This is a genomic window from Acinetobacter amyesii, from assembly GCF_023499985.1.
GTDB classification, from domain to species: Bacteria; Pseudomonadota; Gammaproteobacteria; order Pseudomonadales; family Moraxellaceae; genus Acinetobacter; species Acinetobacter amyesii.
Genome location: NZ_JAMCOU010000023.1, coordinates 48,145 through 69,129, shown reverse-complemented (window position 1 = coordinate 69,129; position 20,985 = coordinate 48,145). Strand labels below are relative to the sequence as shown.

The 20,985-nt window shown below is 40.9% G+C and carries 19 protein-coding genes; 10 read left to right on the top strand and 9 right to left on the bottom strand.

The window, feature by feature from the left end; genetic code table 11:
* Positions 1–58: 58 nt before the first annotated feature.
* The 7 genes from M5F03_RS05840 to M5F03_RS05810 form a co-directional block, all read right to left on the bottom strand.
* Positions 59–514 carry a bacteriohemerythrin gene (locus tag M5F03_RS05840; RefSeq protein ID WP_078190032.1) on the bottom strand — a complete coding sequence of 152 codons (456 nt, stop codon included), beginning with the start codon at positions 512–514 and terminating at the stop codon, positions 59–61.
* Between the two features lie 263 nt (positions 515–777).
* On the bottom strand, positions 778–1,626 hold the full coding sequence (locus M5F03_RS05835) for a class II glutamine amidotransferase (protein WP_111885279.1): 849 nt from the start codon (positions 1,624–1,626) through the stop codon (positions 778–780).
* 209 nt (positions 1,627–1,835) lie between these two features.
* The gene (argB, locus tag M5F03_RS05830; RefSeq protein WP_078190033.1) at positions 1,836–2,744 is read right to left on the bottom strand and encodes an acetylglutamate kinase; all 909 of its coding nucleotides are present in this window, start codon (positions 2,742–2,744) and stop codon (positions 1,836–1,838) included.
* 10 nt (positions 2,745–2,754) lie between these two features.
* On the bottom strand, positions 2,755–4,179 hold the full coding sequence (locus tag M5F03_RS05825; protein WP_249707381.1) for a phosphomannomutase/phosphoglucomutase: 1,425 nt from the start codon (positions 4,177–4,179) through the stop codon (positions 2,755–2,757).
* Between the two features lie 562 nt (positions 4,180–4,741).
* The gene (gene dut, locus M5F03_RS05820) at positions 4,742–5,194 is read right to left on the bottom strand and encodes a dUTP diphosphatase (RefSeq protein WP_078193106.1); all 453 of its coding nucleotides are present in this window, start codon (positions 5,192–5,194) and stop codon (positions 4,742–4,744) included.
* A 64-nt stretch (positions 5,195–5,258) separates the two neighbouring features.
* A complete protein-coding gene (locus M5F03_RS05815) occupies positions 5,259–7,298 on the bottom strand; it encodes a UvrD-helicase domain-containing protein (RefSeq protein WP_078193107.1) in 2,040 nt (679 codons plus the stop codon).
* A 137-nt stretch (positions 7,299–7,435) separates the two neighbouring features.
* Positions 7,436–8,068, bottom strand: a complete 633-nt coding sequence (locus M5F03_RS05810) for a YiaD family glycine zipper/OmpA-like lipoprotein (RefSeq protein ID WP_078193108.1) — start codon at positions 8,066–8,068, stop codon at positions 7,436–7,438.
* Between the two features lie 247 nt (positions 8,069–8,315).
* On the opposite strand from M5F03_RS05810, the gene yihG reads away from it, so the two are divergent.
* The 6 genes from yihG (at position 8,316) to M5F03_RS05780 (ending at position 12,891) form a co-directional block, all read left to right on the top strand.
* Positions 8,316–9,239 (top strand): 1-acylglycerol-3-phosphate O-acyltransferase, YihG family, encoded by a 924-nt coding sequence (gene yihG / locus M5F03_RS05805; protein ID WP_249707380.1) that lies wholly within the window; start codon positions 8,316–8,318, stop codon positions 9,237–9,239.
* Positions 9,240–9,254: 15 nt separating this feature from the next.
* Positions 9,255–10,319 carry a preprotein translocase subunit SecA gene (locus tag M5F03_RS05800; protein ID WP_372491125.1) on the top strand — a complete coding sequence of 355 codons (1,065 nt, stop codon included), beginning with the start codon at positions 9,255–9,257 and terminating at the stop codon, positions 10,317–10,319.
* A 125-nt stretch (positions 10,320–10,444) separates the two neighbouring features.
* Positions 10,445–11,164, top strand: coding sequence for a septum site-determining protein MinC (minC, locus tag M5F03_RS05795; RefSeq protein ID WP_078193110.1), 720 nt, complete (start codon positions 10,445–10,447; stop codon positions 11,162–11,164).
* Positions 11,165–11,229: 65 nt separating this feature from the next.
* Positions 11,230–12,042, top strand: a complete 813-nt coding sequence (gene minD, locus M5F03_RS05790; protein WP_067670152.1) for a septum site-determining protein MinD — start codon at positions 11,230–11,232, stop codon at positions 12,040–12,042.
* Between the two features lie 2 nt (positions 12,043–12,044).
* On the top strand, positions 12,045–12,317 hold the full coding sequence (minE, locus tag M5F03_RS05785) for a cell division topological specificity factor MinE (protein WP_078190039.1): 273 nt from the start codon (positions 12,045–12,047) through the stop codon (positions 12,315–12,317).
* Positions 12,318–12,603: 286 nt separating this feature from the next.
* Positions 12,604–12,891 carry a PA4642 family protein gene (locus M5F03_RS05780; RefSeq protein WP_067766167.1) on the top strand — a complete coding sequence of 96 codons (288 nt, stop codon included), beginning with the start codon at positions 12,604–12,606 and terminating at the stop codon, positions 12,889–12,891.
* Between the two features lie 82 nt (positions 12,892–12,973).
* On the opposite strand, the gene M5F03_RS05775 is transcribed toward M5F03_RS05780, so the two are convergent.
* Positions 12,974–13,876 (bottom strand): AEC family transporter, encoded by a 903-nt coding sequence (locus M5F03_RS05775; RefSeq protein ID WP_249707377.1) that lies wholly within the window; start codon positions 13,874–13,876, stop codon positions 12,974–12,976.
* Between the two features lie 104 nt (positions 13,877–13,980).
* Between M5F03_RS05775 and M5F03_RS05770 the strand changes: the two genes are divergently transcribed.
* Positions 13,981–14,877, top strand: a complete 897-nt coding sequence (locus M5F03_RS05770; RefSeq protein ID WP_249707443.1) for a LysR family transcriptional regulator — start codon at positions 13,981–13,983, stop codon at positions 14,875–14,877.
* Between the two features lie 43 nt (positions 14,878–14,920).
* On the opposite strand, the gene M5F03_RS05765 is transcribed toward M5F03_RS05770, so the two are convergent.
* Positions 14,921–18,034 (bottom strand): DNA translocase FtsK, encoded by a 3,114-nt coding sequence (locus M5F03_RS05765; RefSeq protein WP_180010020.1) that lies wholly within the window; start codon positions 18,032–18,034, stop codon positions 14,921–14,923.
* Between the two features lie 252 nt (positions 18,035–18,286).
* Here M5F03_RS05765 and trxB point away from each other — a divergent pair, with 252 nt between their 5' ends.
* The 3 genes from trxB to M5F03_RS05750 all read left to right on the top strand — a co-directional run bounded on the left by trxB (position 18,287) and on the right by M5F03_RS05750 (position 20,920).
* Positions 18,287–19,240 (top strand): thioredoxin-disulfide reductase, encoded by a 954-nt coding sequence (trxB, locus tag M5F03_RS05760; protein ID WP_111885274.1) that lies wholly within the window; start codon positions 18,287–18,289, stop codon positions 19,238–19,240.
* 111 nt (positions 19,241–19,351) lie between these two features.
* Positions 19,352–20,083, top strand: coding sequence for a leucyl/phenylalanyl-tRNA--protein transferase (gene aat, locus M5F03_RS05755; protein WP_180010019.1), 732 nt, complete (start codon positions 19,352–19,354; stop codon positions 20,081–20,083).
* A 21-nt stretch (positions 20,084–20,104) separates the two neighbouring features.
* Complete coding sequence (locus M5F03_RS05750) at positions 20,105–20,920, top strand: arginyltransferase (protein ID WP_078190044.1); 816 nt, start codon at positions 20,105–20,107, stop codon at positions 20,918–20,920.
* Positions 20,921–20,985: the final 65 nt, after the last annotated feature.

Here is a 20,985-nt window from a genome sequence, read left to right as displayed (position 1 = left end):
GATTTGCTGCGCAAATAATATTATTAGATTTTAATTGTTTTTATTTCATTTTTTGAGGTTATGAAAAGAAACGTGCAAACCAATTTTTGCCTTTTTTCTTTTCTTTTTCTTTGATGATACCCATCATATTTTCTTTAACCGCACCGACATAATCAGCATCATCGTGCTGAATATGGTTAATCAGCCATTTTGAAAGCACTTCATGTAATTCATTTTCAATCGCATGCCCCATTTCAAAACGGTCGCGGTAAGATTCAATTTTTTTAATAAATAAATCATGTACGCGTTTATGTGGCACACGATATTTATAACCCGCTTCTTCTTGTAAAGATTCTTCGAAGGTAAAATGTGATTGCGTGTAATCAATAATGTTTTCCAGAATTTGTTTTACACGATCACGATCTGTATTTGCGTCAATGCCATCAATTTCATTGATGTAGTCAAGAATCCGTTTGTGTTGATCGTCAATCACATCGATACCAGTATTGTATTCTGGAACCCATTTCATTTTCATTACGACCACCTATAAATATGAAGGACTTATCACGTAAATTTCATCATATAATTAAAGGACTTAAATAAAAATGAAGTAAAAAGGTTGGTTTTAATTGAAATACTGCTATTTATAATGTAATCAATTGTTTTTATTATGTTAATTTATTTAATCCCGAGTATAAAGCTAAGATATTTTTTAATCAATTCAATATCTTATAAAATACGCCTAATTCAATAAAGTGTAAGATATTCATTTTTATAATGAATATCTTTCATTCAAAATTAATACTGATCTGCACGTGTGACACGTTTTAAAGATGGGTCCAGCCGCTCACGTTCTAAACGTTCAACAACCGTCTTTGCAGCACGTATTGGACGACCATGTTGAAATAAAATCATTTCACCCGGCTCAAATGCTGTCCAAACTTCATTTTGCGTTAAGGGTTCAGTGGTAATCACGGCAACACGGTCTTCAGGCGTAGTGACTTCACTAAAATCGACTTCAACATCAATATCAATCAACTGTGCAGGCTGAAATGGAAACTCTCGAACCAACCAATGCAGCTTGGTAATCGCATAACTAAATAGCGCCTGCCCATTCGACAAACAAAAATTAAAGGTGCCATGTTCTGCAATTTTCGGAGAAATTTCTAATAACAGATCAAACACCTGATCGAGTGTAGGTTCGGTATAACCAAAACGTTTCACCATTTGCTCGAGCAAATAGCAAAAGGCCAATTCACTGTCGGTATTGCCGACGGGGCTGAAGCGCCCTGTGAGCTCAGGCTGAAAGCCATGCAGGTCGCCATTATGCGCAAAAATCCACTGTCTGCCCCACAATTCACGACTAAATGGATGTGAGTTTTCAAGATTAATTTTGCCTTGCGTCGCTTTACGAATGTGTGCAATCACATTGCGAGATTTAATCGGGTAGTTTCGGATCAGCTCAGCAATCGGAGACTCTACAGCAGATTGATTGTCGACAAATAAACGACATGCTTTATCTTCAAAAAAAGCGATACCAAAGCCATCACAATGATCTGAGGTAATTCCTGCTCGCTGCGAAAATCCACGAAACGAAAAAGTAATATCGGTGGGAGTCGCACAATTCATTCCGAGCAGCTGGCACATATCGATCATTTCAGCAGTAAATCTATGATTTCTCTATTGTGCATGACAGTTTTAGTTGTTGTAAATCTAAAATCGGCACCATTATAAGAGTTTTTATAATCCAACAGGGCAAATACATTATTTGATCTTTTCAAATCTCACTTAGCCAACTGATAAATAATAAAAAAGCCTCAAAAGAGGCTTTTTTATATCAAAAAATGCTAAGTATCTTAAGCTTTTTTCACATTGGTTCGATTGGTGATTAATGTACCCACACCATGATCTGTAAAGATTTCAAGCAATGTTGCATGAGGTACACGACCATCAACAATATGCGCGCTGATTACGCCGCCTTTGACTGCATCTAATGCACAGCCAACTTTCGGAATCATGCCGCCATAGATCACGCCAGTTTCAATCAAACGATCGACTTCTTGGGTGGTTAACCCAGTCAGCAGATTTTTATTTTCGTCTAAAACACCCGTGATATTGGTCAATAAAATTAGCTTTTCCGCACCCAATGCTTCCGCCACTTTACCTGCAACCAAGTCAGCATTGATGTTATAGGTATTGCCGTCTTCGTCTACACCTAATGGTGCAATCACAGGAATAAAATCGCTTTGGGTAAACATTTCAAGTACGTCAGTTTTCACACCAACCACTTCGCCAACTAGACCTAAATCAATCTGTTTTACTGAACCATCTTCGGCAGTTTTTTCCATCAATAATTTTTGCGCACGGATCAAATTACCATCTTTACCGGTTAAACCAATCGCACGGCCACCGTGTTTATTGATTAAGTTCACAATCGATTTGTTCACGCTGCCGCCCAAGACCATCTCGACAACTTCCATCGTTGCAGGATCAGTCACTCGCATACCGTCGATACGATCAGACTCACGGCCTAATTGTTTGAGGAATGAATCCACTTGTGGACCACCGCCATGCACCACAATCGGGTTTAAACCAACCGTTTTCAGCAGCACGATATCACGTGCAAATGAGCTCTCAAGCTCAGGATCGGTCATGGCATTACCACCATACTTCACTACCAGCGTCTTACCCGCAAAACGTTGAATATACGGCAAAGCTTCCGTCAGGATTTGTGCTTTGTCGATGCCAGTATGTTGATGTGGCATTTGCCTCTCCTTATTGAGCATCTGGAATGTCATGAGCAATGTCTGGATAGTGCTCAACTAACATGGAAACAAACAGATCTCGTATTTCTTTTAAGCGTGCTGATGAGTTGGCATCAAAGCGTAAAGTGAAATACTCACCTGTATTCGATGCTCGAATGATGCCAAATCCATCATCAAAATCAAGGCGTATTCCATCAATTTTACTGATTTGTGCCGGAATTCGCGTAGAATTGGCTTCAACCTGCTTTAAAACTTCCGCTGGATCATGCTGATGCGTACTGACATATAAATCTTCGGTACTAAAGCGCTCCGGATATTTCGCCAAAGCTTCTGACAATGTCAGTCCTTGAGCCTGAATATATTCTATAACTCTTAGTGCAGCATATAGACCATCGTCATAACCGCCGCCGCGGCCGTCATTAAAAACATAATGCCCTGCGTATTCACCACCAAAAACCGCTTTGCCTTTAGATTGGGAAATATACTTTCGCAAGAAACTACTACCTGTTCGAATCATGACAGGCTGTGCTTCTAGATCACACACAGTATCGCGAATCATCGTTGAACATTTCACATCAAATACCACTTCTGCATGTGGTTTTTGAGTCAAACAAATTTCAGCAAATAAACATAATAATCGATCTGCAGAAACCACTTTGCCAGTTTCATCAATCAGTACTAAACGATCACCATCACCATCTAAAGCAATGCCAATATCGGCTTGTTGTTGCTTTATAGCTTGGCGAAGGTGAGTTAAATGTTTGAGCTGTGATGGATCTGGAGCATGATCAGGGAAATGTCCATCAGCTTGGCAACGTAATGCCAAAACTTCACAGCCTAATTTATTTAATAATAAGGCTGCACAATGCCCAGCTGAACCATGCATGCCATCGATCACAACTTTAAGCGGTTGCTGTAAATGAATGTCATCTAAAATAAATTTCTGATAGGCCAAACAATATTCAGGCTTGATTTCGTGTGGCTCAAGTTCAGTCATCAAATGCACACGTTCCGATGAAAAACAATTTCGTGCTTCGACTGCAACGTGTTGAATCATCTCTGGACAAGGTGGCTCACCTTTGATAATCCACTTGATACCATTATCTGATTTTGGATTATGGCTCGCCGTCACCATAATGCCATTGCCTTGAAATTGTCCCGCAATAAAATACAACATCGGGCTTGAGCAGCAGCCAATAATTTCCGCTTCAAGGCCAGCCTCATGGCAGACTTTTTGAATTATTTTTGCATAGGTTGGACTGGTTAAACGCGCATCATAGCCAATAGCAAGTCTCTTTTGCCCTACATCTAAATATTGTTTGACTAAGCCACAAGCAATTGACTGAACTAAATCAGCATTTAAGAGCGATATTTTCCCGCGAATGTCATATGCACGAAAAATATGTTGCGGAAAGTGACTAAAGAGTGAACCCATACTATGTTCTTCTAATTACATCTTTATTAATTAAAAAATCTAAAATTCTATTGAGAATTTAAGCTTTTAATTAAAGGATAAAATCCTGAAAAAAAGTGTAGCTTTTTTTATAACAAATTTAGTTAACAATCAATTAATAATATTTAAATACTGATCTAAAAATTACACTCATATTTATCCACTAATTTATTTTTAAAATAAAATCAATAGCTTAAATTAATAAAAATATCAAATTATCATTCAGTCTTAAATATTTTACTTTTCAAATATTTTTGATTATTTATTCAAATGTGTATAAATATAGTAAGTCGATCAAATTTAAACCAATACACAAAATTCTAATTATTCTTTACCCTCACCCCTAAAATATAAACCAAGTAAACTCATCAGAATTAAAAATCCTAATAAGATCCAAAATACTCTAAATATAGATTTGAATTTGAATAAATTAAAATTTAAATAAAATGATATAAATAAAAACCATCACGAGGATGGTTTTTTATTCGCTACGTGATTTTAGGCATTTACTTGTCAACACACTGGAGCAAAAGTCTTGCGCTGATTAGTTTTTACCTGTATGACCAAAACCGCCTGCTCCTCGTTCAGTGGCTTCAAACTCATCTACAATATCAAACTGAGCTTGTACAACTGGCACTAAAACATATTGTGCTAAACGCTCACCCGGCTCTAGGCTAAATGCAGTTTGGCTACGGTTCCAAACAGATACCATCAATTCACCTTGGTAGTCAGAATCAATTAAACCGACCAAGTTACCCAACACGATTCCGTGTTTATGACCTAAGCCTGAACGTGGCAGAATTAAACCTGCATACTGCGTATCTTCGATATAAATCGATAGGCCTGTTTTTACCAGAACAGTTTGGCCCGGTTCAATTACGGTGGTTTCTTCTACACATGCACGTAGATCTAGACCTGCCGAACCTGCTGTTGCATAAGTTGGCATTGGCCATTCCGTACCTAAACGTGTGTCGAGAACTTTAACTTGAACTTTCATGGTTCATTCCTGTTTCAATAAAACGAATTTCAAAAAATAAATAAAATATTCTACGCATTAAGCTTTAACGCTTAATCAGCGCGCGTAAATTTTCTAAATAATGCTGTGCTTGCTGTTTAGGATCGATATCCCCTGCCAGCTTTTTCTTGCGCCCTAACCACTCCAATTCATCTTGTGGCAGTTCGTCCAAGAAACGGCTTGGTGTCATTTGTCGCATTTGACCACCGGCTTTACGTTGCTCTGCTAGAGTCATGGTTAAGCCTTGACGTGCACGAGTAATCCCCACATACATCAGTCGACGTTCTTCCTCAACCGTGTCGGCAGCAATGGAGTTTTTATGCGGTAGAATTTCTTCTTCCAGACCAATCAAATAAACGAATGGAAATTCCAGACCTTTCGACGCATGAAGTGTTAACAAATTGACTTTATCGGTGTCTTCTTCTTCTTGTTGCTGTTCTAACATATCGAGCAGCACCATTTTACGAATCACACTTTCAATGTTCTTTTCATCTACATCTTCAGCGCGGTTTATCAAACTTTGAATACTGCTATATAGCACTTCAATATTATCCAGTTTGGTTTTTTCCTGTGCAGGTGTAGCTGCAGATTCTTTAACATAGTCGATATAACCTGCTTCAATCATCATGCGACGAATGATCGGAACAGGTTCATCATCTTCTAATAATTCACGAGTAAAGGTCGAAATAAAGTCCGCAAATTCGGCCAATTGGGTTGTGGCTTTTTTCGGAATCGCCATGCTCAAGCGCTGATCCCCTGCTGCACTGAGTAAGGATAAATTACTTTCCTGCGCAAATAAGCCAAGCTTTTCCAAAGTCACAGGACCAATCGCACGTTTTGGCGTATTGATAATTCGTAAAAATGCACTGTCATCTTCAGGGTTGATGATCAAACGTAAGTAGCTCATCAAGTCCTTAATTTCAGCACGAGCAAAGAAAGACTGACCACCCGATAATTTATACGGGATCTGCATTTGGCGTAGCTGTGTCTCTAGAGCACGCGCTTGGAAATTACCACGGTATAAAATGGCGTAGTCTTTCCAATTTTTACCGTTCATCAGCTTGTGCGTAATCAAGTCTTTTACGACGCGTTCTGATTCATCATCGTCATTACGACAAGTAATCACGCGGATCACTTCACCATGGCCTTTATCTGACCAAAGCTTTTTATCGAAAATATGTGGGTTATTGCCAATAACTGTATTGGCAGCTTTTAAAATACGACTGGTCGAGCGATAGTTTTGCTCAAGCTTAATCACTTTCAGATTACGGAAATCTTCCTTCAATAAAGCCATATTCTCAGGCTTAGCACCACGCCATGCATAAATCGATTGGTCATCATCACCTACCGCAGTGAATTGTCCCATGACACCCACGAGTAATTTCACCAAAATATATTGCGCCGTGTTGGTATCTTGATATTCGTCGACCAATAAATAGCGGATTCGATTTTGCCAACGATCACGCACTTCTGCATTTTCTTGTAATAAGCGCGTCGGCATGACAATCAAATCATCAAAATCCACAGCATTGTAGGCACGTAAATTACGCTCATACAATTGATACAGATGCGCAAACTGAACGTCTTCTGCTGTTTCACAGGTGGTGTGCGCTTGCTCAGGTGGAATCAGATCGTTTTTCCAATCTGAAATCATTTTCATGGCTTTGGCAATCAGCTCTTTACTTTCTGCACCGGATAAATTGTCGCGATGCATTAAGTCCATCAAAATGCGTTTGCAGTCATCTGCATCTAAAATTGAAAAGTTATTTTTTAGCGGTGTATTTTTTAATTCCAAACGAAGCATGTTTAGCCCGAAGTTATGGAATGTAGAAACCGACAGCCCTTTTGCCTCTTCACGGCTCATCAGCTTCGTCACACGCTCTTTCATTTCACGCGCAGCTTTGTTGGTAAAGGTCATCGCGGTGATACGGTGCGCAGGAATACCACAATGCTTCACCAAATAGGCAATTTTACGGGTAATCACCGATGTTTTGCCTGAACCTGCCCCTGCAAGTACTAACAAGGGTCCTTGAGTGTATTTCATTGCTTCAAGTTGCTTGTCGTTCAACTGACTTGCCAGTGACATAGTCTTTCCTCTTATTAATTCGAGGATGATTATAGTCATCTGAAACGATCTTGCCTAATGCAAAATGTATTTTATCGGTCATTAAAAATGCCATAAAAAAAGCCACCCGAGGGTGGCCTTTAGTTTCGAACTAAAACTTATTTAGTTTCGTAAACTGAGATTTCTACGCGACGGTTTTGTTCACGACCTGCAGCAGTTGAGTTATCCGCTACTGGAGAAGTTGAACCGTAACCACGTGCAGTAATACGAGTTGAAGAAATACCTTGAGACGCTAGGTAGTTTTTCACTGAGTTTGCACGGTTTTGAGAAAGTGGGTTGTTGATCGCATCAGTACCAGTGTTGTCTGTGTGACCATGTACAACGATTGCAAGTTTGTTTGCAGTACCGTCTTCACGCAATACTTTAGCAACGTCATTCAACGCAGATTGGAACTGAGATTGAATAGTTGAAGAGTTAGTTGCGAAAGTTACTGATGGCATAACAAGGTTGATCGAACCATCTGGATTACGACCTACGTCAACACCAGTACCAGCCAATTCTTGTTTAAGACGTTTTTCTTTCTTATCAAGAAGAAGACCTGCACCACCACCAACTACAGCACCAATTGCAGCTGCTTGACCCATTTTGTCTTTATCAGCATTAGAATAAGCAATACCAGCGCCTAAAAGAGCACCTAGACCAGTACCGATTGCTGCTTTGTCATATTCCATGTTTTGACAACCAGTAAGTGCCATTGCCCCAACTACTGCCGAAATTACTAGTGCACGCATTGCATGCCTCCTTCTTTGTGTTTTGTTGTATGGTTGAAATGATGAAGTAAAACAAATGGCTGAACCATTGATTTTTTGTTAATAATAAAACGTTTAGTTACAATTTGTAATATGAATACGAGATTTATTTGTTAATACCATCACAATTTCTTCACAGTTCTGCAGATGCCCTTTTTTATTTAATCAACTCGAACTATATTTATTAGAATCAATCATTATTTGGACAATTTCCGCTAGGACTTTTTATATGTCATCTCAAACAAATAAGCAACCGACACTAAAAAAAATTAGCAAAGGACTTACCGTCGGTTCAGTTATGACAGGCAGTACTTTTTTCCATGGTCCTCCTGTACTAGCCCTTGGTCTAACCAAACTCTTTAAAAAATCAAAAAAGGTTGATGAAACCAACATAAAAATTACCAACAGTTGGCTAATGGTCAATAACTGGTTAATTGATCACGTTTTACCCAACACAAAATGGGATATCACCATCGATGAAGGCCTCGACTTAAATTTGCATGGTCGCTATCTCATGACCTGTAATCATCAGAGTTGGGTCGATACGACAGTCAACCAATATTTTGGTTTAACCCGTATGCCACTGACGCGTTTCTTTACCAAATGGGAACTCATTTTCATTCCATTCGTTGGTCAAGCTTTTAAAATTTTAGGCTTTCCAATGATGAAACGACACAGCAAAGAACAAATCGCGAAAAATCCTGAACTTAAATATCGAGATATGGAAGAAGCGCGTAAATCTTGTGAACAGTTATTGAGCCAGCCTTTTACCCTGCTGAACTATTTGGAAGGCACTCGCTTCACCCCTGAAAAACATGCGCAGCAGCAATCACCGTATCAAAACCTTCTTAAGCCGAAAGCGGGTGGTTTAGCACTAGCACTCAATATTTTAGGGGATCAAGTTGATGCTCTCGTAGATATGACCATCGTCTATCCAAATGGTGCACCAGCTTATGGCGAATTTTGGCTCGGTGAAGTTCCACGTATCGCCGTGGATTTACGTAAAATTGAAATTCCAACGTGGGTGCATGGCGGCAACTATGAAGATGATGCAGAATTCCGTGAAAAATTTCAGCATTGGGTAGATGAGCTGTGGACGGAGAAAGACCAACTCATTACTCGTATGAAAGCTAAATACTCAGTTACTGAATAATTAAGAAGAAGTTTTATGTCGCAGAACAGCATGCCGCAAAACAAGAAATCTAAATATCATCATGTCAATCCAAACAGTTGGTCATTCAAACTGTTTTTGATTTATGACATTTTCATGGTGTTTATTATTGTTTTTAACTTGTTCTGCCTGTGCATGAACTTTTTCCTTATGAGCAATCTTGGCAGTTGGTTCTTTAACAGTATCCACCTGCCCGATGTGCTGAGTTTTTACCGTGAACATTTGCATCCGTGGGTGATTACCACCGAAGCGTGGTTCATTATCTTTTTGATTGTAGAACTATTGGTGCGTTGGGCGATTGCCATCATCAACAAGCACCATCAGCGCTGGTTCTTCTTCCCGTTTATACATTGGTACGAAATTTTAGCCATTGTGCCGCATTTACGTTTCCTGCGTTTATTTCGTGCGGGCATTATTGCTTATCGACTGTATGAAATGGGCTATCAAATCGTGCCTTCTGCATGGCAGAAAAAGGCATTGTTCTACTATCGAGTCGTGATGGAAGAACTGTCAGATCGTGTGGTACTTACCGTGTTAGATGGTGTTAAGCATGAGCTCAATACCAGTACAACCCATAAAGACCTAATTAGTAATCTTGTGCAGCATCACCGTGAGATGTTCACCCAAGTTTTAGCTGAGATTTTGCAAGAAAATTTAAGCAAAGAGCTACGTACTGAACGTGAATTGATCGCCAAAAATGTCGGACAAATCGTCAGTCAGGCCATCGAAGACACTCCAGAACTCACGCAGCTATTGCGCTTAGTGCCAATCGTTGGCAGCCGCATTGAACAGCAGATTCAAAGTATCGGGCAACGTTTGGGTGAAAATATTACCCAAGGTTTAATTTCCCCATTAGCTTATCCCAATACATCGACGGCTCAAAAACCCAATCTATATTTAGACATTTCACAGCGTGTTAGCCGTATTGAAATCGAAAATAATGCCCAGCTGGATGAGTTGGTTCGCTCTGCGGTTTTTGAAAGTCTAGAGGCTATTCGTAAGCAAGTGAAAGTAAAACAGTGGCAGCAGATTATGCAGGAACAGGACCAAGCTACAGAATAAACACTTAGTCAAAAATAATTGCGAACTCCGCTAGAGTATTCATGCAAATTGTTCTAGGATTTGCTCTATTTACAACATAACTACTTCGGCACAAAAGTAATAGTTAGAAGTCTCAAGGATTCAATATGGCTGATATACGGATAAAAGGCAAAATGGTCAATGCGATTCGCATTCACCTCGATACCAATGATCATGATGCGATCCGCCAGCAACTTACTCCAATGTTCCAAAAGGCTTTTCCACCCGGAACATTAGCCGTGATTGAAAGTACGGTTGATCAAGAACTAATTGCACTGATTCAACTACTTATTAGTATTGAAATTCAACCGATTGGTGTCACTGAAGGTCCGCTATCGGACCAAGCACGTGCTATCCAATTTCCCGTAGTTCCTGCGGATCGCAAACTACAACAAGTTAAACCGACACGCGAACAAGTGGTTGAAGAGCCCGCGCCTGCAGAAGAAAAAACCGAAGATAAAATTGCTGCAGTCGAAGTACCGACCATTCGTCATGCTACGTCGTATCACAATGAAATCTTGCGTACAGGTCAATGTTTAGTCCAAGACCATGGCGATATCATTATTAATGCTGGGATTAATAGCGGTTCAGAAGTAATTGCTTCAGGAAATATACATATTTATGGTAGTGCTCGTGGTAGAGTCATTGCCGGAGCTGGTGGGAACACGGCTGCACGTATTTTCTGTCATTCATTAGAAGCTGAATTAGTTTCAATTGCAGGGACTTACTGTGTCGCTGATGATATTCCACCTCATGTGGTCAAACAGCCCGTACATATTTATTTGAATGACCAGCAAGAGCTAGTATTTGAAGCTTTGCAATTTTAATGTATAAATAATCACCAAACCCCTAATTAAAAAAGGGGATTTAAACCATAACAGGAGTGGATTCGGTGGCGAAAATTGTTGTCGTAACATCAGGTAAAGGTGGCGTAGGTAAAACAACTACAAGCGCATCTTTTGCAACAGGTTTAGCCCTTCGCGGCCACAAAACTGTTGTGATCGACTTTGATGTGGGTTTACGTAACCTTGACTTAATCATGGGTTGTGAACGCCGCGTTGTATATGACTTTGTAAACGTATTGAATAATGAAGCTCGATTACAACAAGCGCTTATTCGCGATAAAGATATTGAAAATCTCTACATTTTGCCAGCATCTCAAACACGTGATAAAGACGCGTTAACAGATGAAGGTGTAGCACGTGTAATGGACGAACTTTCTCAAGAGTTCGATTACATTATTTGTGACTCACCTGCGGGTATCGAACGTGGTGCAATTTTAGCAATGTATCATGCTGATGAGGCGATCATTGTGACGAACCCAGAAATTTCTTCGGTACGTGACTCTGACCGTATTATTGGTATGCTCGACAGCAAAACCAAAAAAGTAGAACAAAACGAAGGTCGTATCCGTAAGCATCTCTGTATTACACGTTTCAACCCAGAACGTGCTGATAAGCAAGAGATGTTGACGATTGATGACATTTCAAAAGATATTTTACGCGTACCGACTTTAGGTGTTATTCCTGAATGTAAAAGCGTTTTACAAGCATCGAACGAAGGTAAACCAGTGATTCTGTTTACAGAAGAAGCGGCTGGACAAGCGTATGATGACCTTGTTGCACGTTTCCTTGGTGAAGAACGCCCTTACCGTCACATTACGGTAAAACCTAAGGGTTGGTTAGCACGTCTATTTGGAGCGTAATCATGGCAGGATTTTGGAGTAAACTTTTTAGCAGCGACGAGAAACCGTCAAGCGCACAAACGGCAAAAGACCGTTTAAAAGTCATCGTGGCATCTGAAAATGGTTTAGGTAAACGCCTCAGCCAAGATAAGATTGACATGATGAAAAAAGAAATCATGCAAGTGGTAAATCGCTATGTTCGTGGTGTAGATGAGCAACATATTCAAATGTCTGTTCGTTCTGAAGCGAATATTGAAATGCTTGAAATGAATATCAATTTGCCTGAAGAACGTTAATCTGAATTCTGATTAGCCAAGTAAATTGAATCAAGGCAAAATGTGAGGCTGGATCAGTAAAGCGCTGCTTTACCCAGCCGCAAGACGAGAAGCTTTGCTTCGAGTGGGCTGGATTAGTTTTATTCCTGTGTTAGATCAAAAGCTTTGCTTCGAGTAAACGGGATAAAAAATAACTTTTGATCCAACCATAAAATGAGTCGCTTAACTTAGAGATGGCGAATAAAACCATTTTACTTGTGTACTCATTTTTGCCTTTTTGTATTTTTAAACCAGCAAGGAGATTGCGATGGCATTATCTCAGCCAGCAACGTTCAACGAAGAATGGTCAGATGAGCGTGTTTTTGCCTACCTTACTCAGCTTCCTCCTGAAGGAGTGAATGGCGACTTTCACGTGCTTTACCATGCTTTCAAACATATGCGTCCAAATGACTATGAGCGTCTTTTGACTCAATTCGTTGCCGATGGCCGTGATGTGAACGCAACTAATCCTGAAGGTCAGCGTATTCATGACGTGATTGCTCAATACCCACGTCAAAGCGCAGGTTTCCTCGAAGTATTGGCAAAATTTGCTTAATTTCGAGTAACAAAAAAAAGCCCGCATCATGCGGGCCTTTTTTTATCTTATTTAAAATCAGTGTTATTGTATTTCAGCATGATTAATGCACGATCAACATGAGCAATGGAAACATCAAGCCAAAACCAATGGTTTGCACACTAATAATGGCCGCCATCAGTAGTGAATCACCTTGATAATAGCGTGTCAAAATATAAGACGATGATGCAGTTGGCAAAGCAAAAAAGACCACTAAAATCATTCGCTCAAAATCAGTCAGACCCATCCAAGTACTCAATAGATAAGCAATACATGGCATTAACATGAGACGCCCTATCGTATTTAAACTTAAACGACGTAGATCGGCGCGCATTTGCTGAAACTGTAATGCTGCCCCAACAGAAAGTAGTCCGAGCGGTAAACTCATGGCTGCCAATATTTTTAATAATTCAGATAAGCCTTTAAACAGACTCAAGCCTGATAAATTAAACAATACCCCTGCAACACAGCCTAAAATTAAGGGATTTTTTGCGATGGACTGACAGGTCTGCCTCAATTGCTTCACACTTAAATTTGAGAAGGCCAATACTGAAATAATATTGACTAAGGGCACTGCAACGGCAATTAACATGGCAAACATCTGCATGCCTTCTGAGCCAAACAGCGCCCCCATTAATGACAAGCCAATATAGGTATTAAAACGGATATGACTTTGGATATACACGCCAAAACGCTGCACGGGGATATGCATAAACTGCTTGCTCCCCCACAATACAATGCTGATCAAACAGGTGCCCGCAACCAGTACTGTCAACATTCGTGAAACGGTGTTCATATCCAATTGCACGGCTGATACATTCAAAAAAAGCAGCACAGGAAATAAAACGTAGTAATTGAGTTTTTCTGAATTTGCCCAAAATTCATCCTGAACAAACTGTGTATATTTAAGCACATAGCCCATCGCGATTAATGCAACGAGGGGAAACAATGCGACGACGATATTCATGCTGTACGCCTTGAAATAAACAAGCTATTTCATCTTTAACCATTTATGTAGCACAATATAATCCTCATCTAGACTCATAACAAAATGAGCAATTACTCATGACAATGACATTTTCTCAGCTTGAAATTTTTATTAAAGTCGCAGAACAACAAAGCTTTACTCTCGCTGCTCGGCAGCTGGGAATTACTCAGTCAGCTGTCTCGCATGCCTTAAAAAGTTTAGAGCAACATTGGAATGTCAGCTTATTTAGCCGTGAACAAGGCGAAATTAGCCTGACCCACATCGGTCAGCAGTTATTACTACATGCCAAAGAAGTCATTAATACCGCACAAATCATGCAACAAGAAGTGCATGCCGCACATGGTATTCAACAAGGAACGCTGAGAATTGGCTCTTTTGGTTCTTCTAGTTCGATTCATCTGCTTCCAGAGCTATTAAAGGCATATAGAGAGCGCTATCCACACATTGAAATCTATGTCGAAGAAGGCACCGATGCAGAAGTGTCTCGTTGGATTTCTGAACGTCAAATTGATGTGGGTTTTGCCGTACTCCCTAAGCCGCAACTGTTTACCTTCCCCTTAATCCAAGACATTTTCATTGCCTTGATTCCAGATAGTTATTCAGTTTCCAAACACAGTCATTTAGATATCCAAGACCTGCAAAACTACCCCTTTATTATGACCCGTGCAGGCAGCCAATCCCATGTCGAAAAACTGCTTAAACAACACCAAATACAACCTAAAATCACCTATCAAATGTCGCAACTGTTAACCATTTTAAATATGGTGAATTTACAGGAAGGGATTGCTATCGTTGCAGATATGGCGATGCCTGCTGAGCTGTTGGCATTGCATCCACATGTGGTCAAACGTCCACTCTTTCCAAATACCCAACGACAAATTGGACTCGCCGTAAAAAATCAAAAACTCATGAGCCCTGCCTGCAAAGCCTTTATCGAATTGGCCCAGTCCATGTTCTACCAAGATGAGTTCTCAATCTAAAAATAAAAAAAAACCTGCCGAAGCAGGTTTTTTGTTTTAGGACCTAGACCAAGATATCTCGTTTGCCATTTGGCCCCATACTACTTACGATACCATTTTCTTCCATTTGGTCGATGATACGTGCAGCACGGTTATAACCGAGGCTAAACTTACGTTGCAGCGAAGAAGTAGAAGCTTTACGAGTTTCCAGTACAAAGCTAACGCATTGGTCATACAAAGCATCTCGGTCTGAGCCACCGTCCCCATCCTCAAAGCCGCGAGAAGTTGGTTCTTCGTCGTATGGCGTCAAAATCTCATCCACATAGTTTGGCTCGCCACGTTCACGCCATGCATCACAAATACGGTTCACTTCATCGTCTGAAATAAACGCACCATGCACACGTTCTGGCTCAATCTTACCTGGCCCAAGGAACAACATATCACCATGACCCAGTAAGTCTTCCGCACCACCAGCATCTAAGATAGTACGTGAATCCAGTTTACTGTTAACACGTAGCGCAGCACGCGTTGGAATATTGGCTTTGATCAAACCTGTCACCACATCTACGGTTGGACGCTGTGTCGCCAACAGCAAATGAATCCCTGCCGCACGTGATTTTTGTGCAAGACGGGTAATCATTTCTTCAGCTTTTTTACCCACTTGCATGATCATGTCAGCAAATTCGTCGGCAACAATTACGATCAACGGCATCGGCTGTAAACGTGGCGCACGACTTTGGGTTGCAGAGTCATCTGGCTTCCAAGTTGGATCGATGAGATCTTCACCATTGGCCATTGCTTCTTCAATTTTGCGGTTAAAGTCAGTCAGCTTACGCACTTTCATCAAAGACATCAGCTTATAACGACGCTCCATTTCATTCACACACCAGTTCAATGCACTCACCGCATCTTTCATGTCGGTTACAACAGGCGTTAATAAATGTGGAATATCGTTATAGTTGGCAAGTTCCAACTGTTTCGGGTCAATCATGATGAGTCGCAGTTGCTCAGGTGTATATTTCAACAACATCGACAACAACATGGCATTAACTGCGACTGACTTACCAGAACCCGTGGTACCTGCCACCAACATATGCGGTGCTTTCGCCAAATCTGCCAAGACAGGATTACCGGAAATGTCTTTACCCATCGCCATACTAAGTAAGGCATTTGGATCACGGTATGCCGGCGTTTCTAACAGCTCAATAAGACGAACCATTTCACGTGAACTATTTGGGACTTCAATCCCGATATACGGTTTACCCGGAATAACTTCCACCACACGTACAGAAGCCATAGACATTGAGCGTGCCAAGTCACGTGAAATATTGGTCACTTTCGATGCTTTTACACCGGGTGCCAAATCTAGTTCAAAACGTGTCACGACAGGGCCCGGCTGTGCTTCTACAACTTTAGCTTTGACATTAAACTCTTGCAGCTTAATTTCTAAAAGTTCAGACAAGCGAGACAATTGCTCTGCGGTAAAATTAACTTTCTTATTCGGATCTACAGGATCTAATATTTCCAATCCCGGCAAAGTCGGTAAATCCAAACGTTTTTGTGCCACTTGCATCGCACGAGACATTGGACGACCAGAGGCATCGGTTAAAGGCGCATCAAAGTCAAAATCATCTTCGAGATCTAAATCGATGTCTTCAGGCTTACCTGCTGTTTCTTGCCATACTTCACGGAAAGCATCTTTATTCGAGCTGATTAACGCTTTTTCATCGTCAGATATAAAAGTCTGTGGCTGCGTATTGATTTCAGCACGAACCAAAGGCGTAGATTGCGCATAACTACTGGTTGTACGAACCGGTTGTGACTGTTCTATTGCTCGCTCTGCTTCTTCAACCAGCAAATCATCGAGATCATTAAATTCAGCTTCAGCACCGATATTTTTCGGTGTGGTGAGCGTTGTCGTTTGTGCAGCTGCCACACCTAATCCTACAACAGTTGCAGTAGTACCTGTTGCAAAATCATTTGAATGCGTTGCAGGACTTTCACTTTGTGCTGTATTAAATGGGCTATGCACATCAGTCGCTGTTTTACCATTTGGAACAGCGGCTAACAGCTCATCGAAGATTTCATCATCATCCCAATCCACTGATTTTTTAACTGCCGGCGCCGCTTCTGTCGGAGAAGTCAAATGCACATCTGCTGCTTTGTTGAAATATTCAGTTTGATTGGCAGGCTGCTCTTCTTCTGCAGCTTTCAGTAAAGCATCAATATCTTGTTTGTGCCGTTGGTCATCATTTGAATGCAAGGCACGCCAAACCTCTCCCGTCGCAACAACACGTTGTTGATCTTGCTCAAGCTGACGCACTTTCTCCAAAGTATGTTCAAAATCTTCATCGGATGGTGTAGCAGTCTCCGGCGAATTTACCGTAGATAAATGCTGTGCATTGCCTTCTTTGTCTGCACATTCTTTATCAGCAATATCATCAAATAAACGCTCAGCAACACGATCACGTACTACAGGGTCAACCTCTACAGCATGATGCTCATGGGCGGGTGTGACTGGTGCAATCACTTTTGATACATTAGTAGTCACACTGCCTTTTTTAGTAGATGGTACGGTACGGTCAAAAGCAGTATCTCCTTCAGGGACATTGCGATAGAACAAATCTTGGAGATAAGCCGGTGTCGATTTCATGGTTGCCCATGTCTTATTCCACTTGATGCCAAAGGCCAAAGTGAACAACATGATCCAAAATGCAATAAGAAATATTGCTGCACCATAGACCGTTAAAATTTGTTCAAGACTTTGACCCAGTTCATAACCAATAATCCCGCCCGATGCATTTTCTAAAGTATCTTCGGGAACATTCCAAAATAGGAAAAGTAAACTTGAAGTTGCCAGTAAAATAAAGAACTGAGCGGCATAGCGAAATGGACGGTTTAGAAAACTACGTGGCCACCAGACTTGAATTGCTTCGAGAAATAAATAGACAGGTATCAGCAGACTTGCCCAACCTAAAAATCCATAGAGTAAGTCAGCTATCCATGCGCCTGCGACGCCGCTGGCATTTGAAACTTGCTGAGTATCACTGGATAAATGCATCCATCCCGGATCAAATGGCGTATATGTGACTGTTGCAAGGAACAGATATATCCCAAATGAAACAAGGAATAATGTCATTATTAAGCGCTGTGCATATGCACCCGACACCGCTGTCATATACGTTCCTGTAACCAATTCTTCATGAATGTTTTTGTCATTACCCACAACAAAATGGGCTGAATCTAAACCTGTTATTATGCACCTGTTCAATAAAAAAGATGCAAGATAATTTAAGTATAGTTGTTAACTTTATTGTATATAGCTCAAAACGATTTCGATGATCAATAATATCGACTTTAATCTCACACAATCGTTTCAAACTTTGACGTATAATTCCACAAATTATCATATAAAAAAAGGATTCTACGGATGAGCGCTCGTCACTCACGTCTAATTATTTTAGGTTCTGGTCCTGCAGGTTATAGCGCTGCGGTATACGCTGCCCGTGCGAACCTGAAACCGACACTCATCGCAGGTATTCAATTAGGCGGTCAATTGACTACAACGACAGAAGTAGACAACTGGCCAGGTGGTGCAGAAGGTTTAACAGGCCCTGCCCTAATGGAACAAATGCAAGCGCATGCTGAACGTTTTGGCACAGAAATAGTGTATGACCATATCAACGAAGTTGACCTCAATGTTCGTCCATTCGTACTTAAAGGCGATATGGAAGAGTTCACTTGTGATGCATTGATTATTTGTACAGGTGCAACTGCGCAATACTTAGGTCTTGAATCTGAAGCTGCATTTATGGGTCAAGGTGTAAGTGCTTGCGCAACTTGTGATGGTTTCTTCTACAAAAACCAAAAAGTAATGGTTGTCGGGGGCGGTAATACTGCTGTGGAAGAAGCGCTTTATCTTTCAAACATTGCTTCTCATGTCACTCTTGTACACCGTCGCGACACTTTACGATCAGAGAAAATTCTGCAAGATCATCTTTTTGCAAAAGAAAAAGAAGGTAAAATCAGCATCATCTGGAATCACCAAGTGGATGAAGTGATTGGTGATACGACGGGTGTGACTTCTGTACGTATTAAATCTACGCAAGATGATTCAACTCAAAATGTTGATGTCACTGGTATGTTTGTGGCTATTGGTCACAAACCAAACAGCGGTATTTTTGAAGGCCAATTAAACTTACGTGACGGCTACATCCAAGTTCAAAGTGGCACCGCAGGTAACGCAACACAAACGTCTATTCCCGGTGTATTTGCTGCGGGTGATATTGCCGATAGTATCTACCGTCAAGCGATTACTTCTGCAGGTTCAGGCTGTATGGCTGCACTCGATGCTGAAAAATACCTTGATGCACTCGGCGAATAATCTTTTGCTTCATTCATTTGCTTAGCTAAATAATTTTAAAAAATTAGCCGACCTGATGGTCGGCTTTTTTATGTATGATAAATATCCGTGTACCTCAATAAGAAGCTTGGCATGCCGATACTCCCTCCTTCTGAATTTACTTTCCCCGATCCTGTTGAATGCGATCCCGAAGGTGAAGGCTTAATTTGCATCGGTGCTGACCTCTCCCCTTCCACACTGTTTGAAGCCTATAGTCACGGTCTTTTCCCATGGTTCAGTGAAGGTGATCCGATTTGTTGGTGGTGTCCTGAACCCCGCTGCATTATTCGACCGCAGGACTATCATCCGAGCAAATCGTTATTACGCAGCATGAAAAAAATGGACTATAAGATCACCATTAATCGTGCGTTTGAAACTGTGATTCTCTCATGTTCACTGCCACGTAGTTATGCCAATGAAACATGGATTTCAGAAGATATCATTCAGGGATATTCTGCGCTATTTGAAGCAGGCTATGCTTATAGCATTGAAGTTTGGGAAAATGAGACTGTTGTCGGAGGCCTCTATGGCGTCAATATTGGCCATGGCTGCTTTGGTGAGTCTATGTTCAGTACACGAACAGATGTCTCTAAAATGGCGTTTTACACCTTAATGCTCATCGGGCAAGAGAATCAGTTGCCATGGATTGATTGCCAATTGGTCAACGATCACCTCTTAAGCTTAGGTGCGAGTACACTTTCTCGCCAACAATACCTTAATTCGTTACAAGATGTTGTTAAACAACCATCAATCGATTGGAAAAAGTATCAGGACAGTGTATTTTCAAGTAAAACAATAGCGCAATGGGCGAGTCTCAGCGCATGACAATAAAAGAGGGATATTACGATGAATTCCTATCAACCGAAGTCCCTGTTGAACGAATTACAGTACTACATCACGCCTCCGCATGATTGTAGCTACTTAGAAAATAAATCTGCTCGGATGGTCTTTCTTGATCCTGTCCATCGTATTGATGTGGTCACATTATCTGAACTTTCCCGCATGGGTTTTCGTCGTAGTGGTGATTTTGTCTATCGCCCTGAATGTCATCTTTGTCGCCAATGTTTGTCCTCTCGCGTTCCTGTTCATGAATTTCAAATGAACAGCGTGCAAAAAAAAGCGTGGAAACGGAATCAAGATTTAACGGTGAAAATTAGCCGCCCTCAAGATGCCGATGCAAAGCATTATGCGCTGTACGAACGCTACATTAATGAGCGGCATGCTGATGGTGATATGTACCCACCTAGCCAAGATCAATTTGAAAAATTTTTAATTAATAGCTGCACTGACAGTTTCTTTTTAGAGCTGTGGTTAGATGAGCAACTAATCAGTGTATCTACCTGTGATCCCCTCGATGATGGTATTTCAGCGGTATATACCTTTTTTGATCCTGATGAAAGCCGTCGCTCACTAGGGACTTTTGCCATTCTGAAACAAATCGAGCATGCACAAAAGCTTGGACTGCAATATGTCTACTTGGGCTATTGGGTGCCCGATTCGCAAAAAATGAATTATAAATCTCAGTACATTCCACTGGAACTTCTGCTTGATGGACAATGGCGTCGACTCAACCGACCACTGACCCAAGAAGAAATTAGCCAACTGGGGGATTCCCTGATGACCACCTTACCTTCCGGCTGGAACAATCCTATTATTAAATAAAAGGGATCAAACAAAAGATATTCGATATAATAGCATCCGTTTATTCACGAATGCTTTCTTTAAAT

Coding starts and splice junctions, on each gene's coding strand:
- M5F03_RS05780 (WP_067766167.1), top strand. CDS start 12,604: ATGGCATTATCTCAGCCAGCAACGTTCAACGAAGAATGGTCAGATGAG.
- M5F03_RS05835 (WP_111885279.1), bottom strand. CDS start 1,626: ATGTGCCAGCTGCTCGGAATGAATTGTGCGACTCCCACCGATATTACT.
- minE (WP_078190039.1), top strand. CDS start 12,045: ATGGCAGGATTTTGGAGTAAACTTTTTAGCAGCGACGAGAAACCGTCA.
- trxB (WP_111885274.1), top strand. CDS start 18,287: ATGAGCGCTCGTCACTCACGTCTAATTATTTTAGGTTCTGGTCCTGCA.
- M5F03_RS05810 (WP_078193108.1), bottom strand. CDS start 8,068: ATGCGTGCACTAGTAATTTCGGCAGTAGTTGGGGCAATGGCACTTACT.
- M5F03_RS05770 (WP_249707443.1), top strand. CDS start 13,981: ATGACATTTTCTCAGCTTGAAATTTTTATTAAAGTCGCAGAACAACAA.
- M5F03_RS05750 (WP_078190044.1), top strand. CDS start 20,105: ATGAATTCCTATCAACCGAAGTCCCTGTTGAACGAATTACAGTACTAC.
- M5F03_RS05815 (WP_078193107.1), bottom strand. CDS start 7,298: ATGTCACTGGCAAGTCAGTTGAACGACAAGCAACTTGAAGCAATGAAA.
- argB (WP_078190033.1), bottom strand. CDS start 2,744: ATGCCACATCAACATACTGGCATCGACAAAGCACAAATCCTGACGGAA.
- yihG (WP_249707380.1), top strand. CDS start 8,316: ATGTCATCTCAAACAAATAAGCAACCGACACTAAAAAAAATTAGCAAA.
- M5F03_RS05765 (WP_180010020.1), bottom strand. CDS start 18,034: ATGACAGCGGTGTCGGGTGCATATGCACAGCGCTTAATAATGACATTA.
- minC (WP_078193110.1), top strand. CDS start 10,445: ATGGCTGATATACGGATAAAAGGCAAAATGGTCAATGCGATTCGCATT.
- M5F03_RS05800 (WP_372491125.1), top strand. CDS start 9,255: ATGTCGCAGAACAGCATGCCGCAAAACAAGAAATCTAAATATCATCAT.
- aat (WP_180010019.1), top strand. CDS start 19,352: ATGCCGATACTCCCTCCTTCTGAATTTACTTTCCCCGATCCTGTTGAA.
- M5F03_RS05840 (WP_078190032.1), bottom strand. CDS start 514: ATGAAAATGAAATGGGTTCCAGAATACAATACTGGTATCGATGTGATT.
- M5F03_RS05775 (WP_249707377.1), bottom strand. CDS start 13,876: ATGAATATCGTCGTCGCATTGTTTCCCCTCGTTGCATTAATCGCGATG.
- dut (WP_078193106.1), bottom strand. CDS start 5,194: ATGAAAGTTCAAGTTAAAGTTCTCGACACACGTTTAGGTACGGAATGG.
- M5F03_RS05825 (WP_249707381.1), bottom strand. CDS start 4,179: ATGGGTTCACTCTTTAGTCACTTTCCGCAACATATTTTTCGTGCATAT.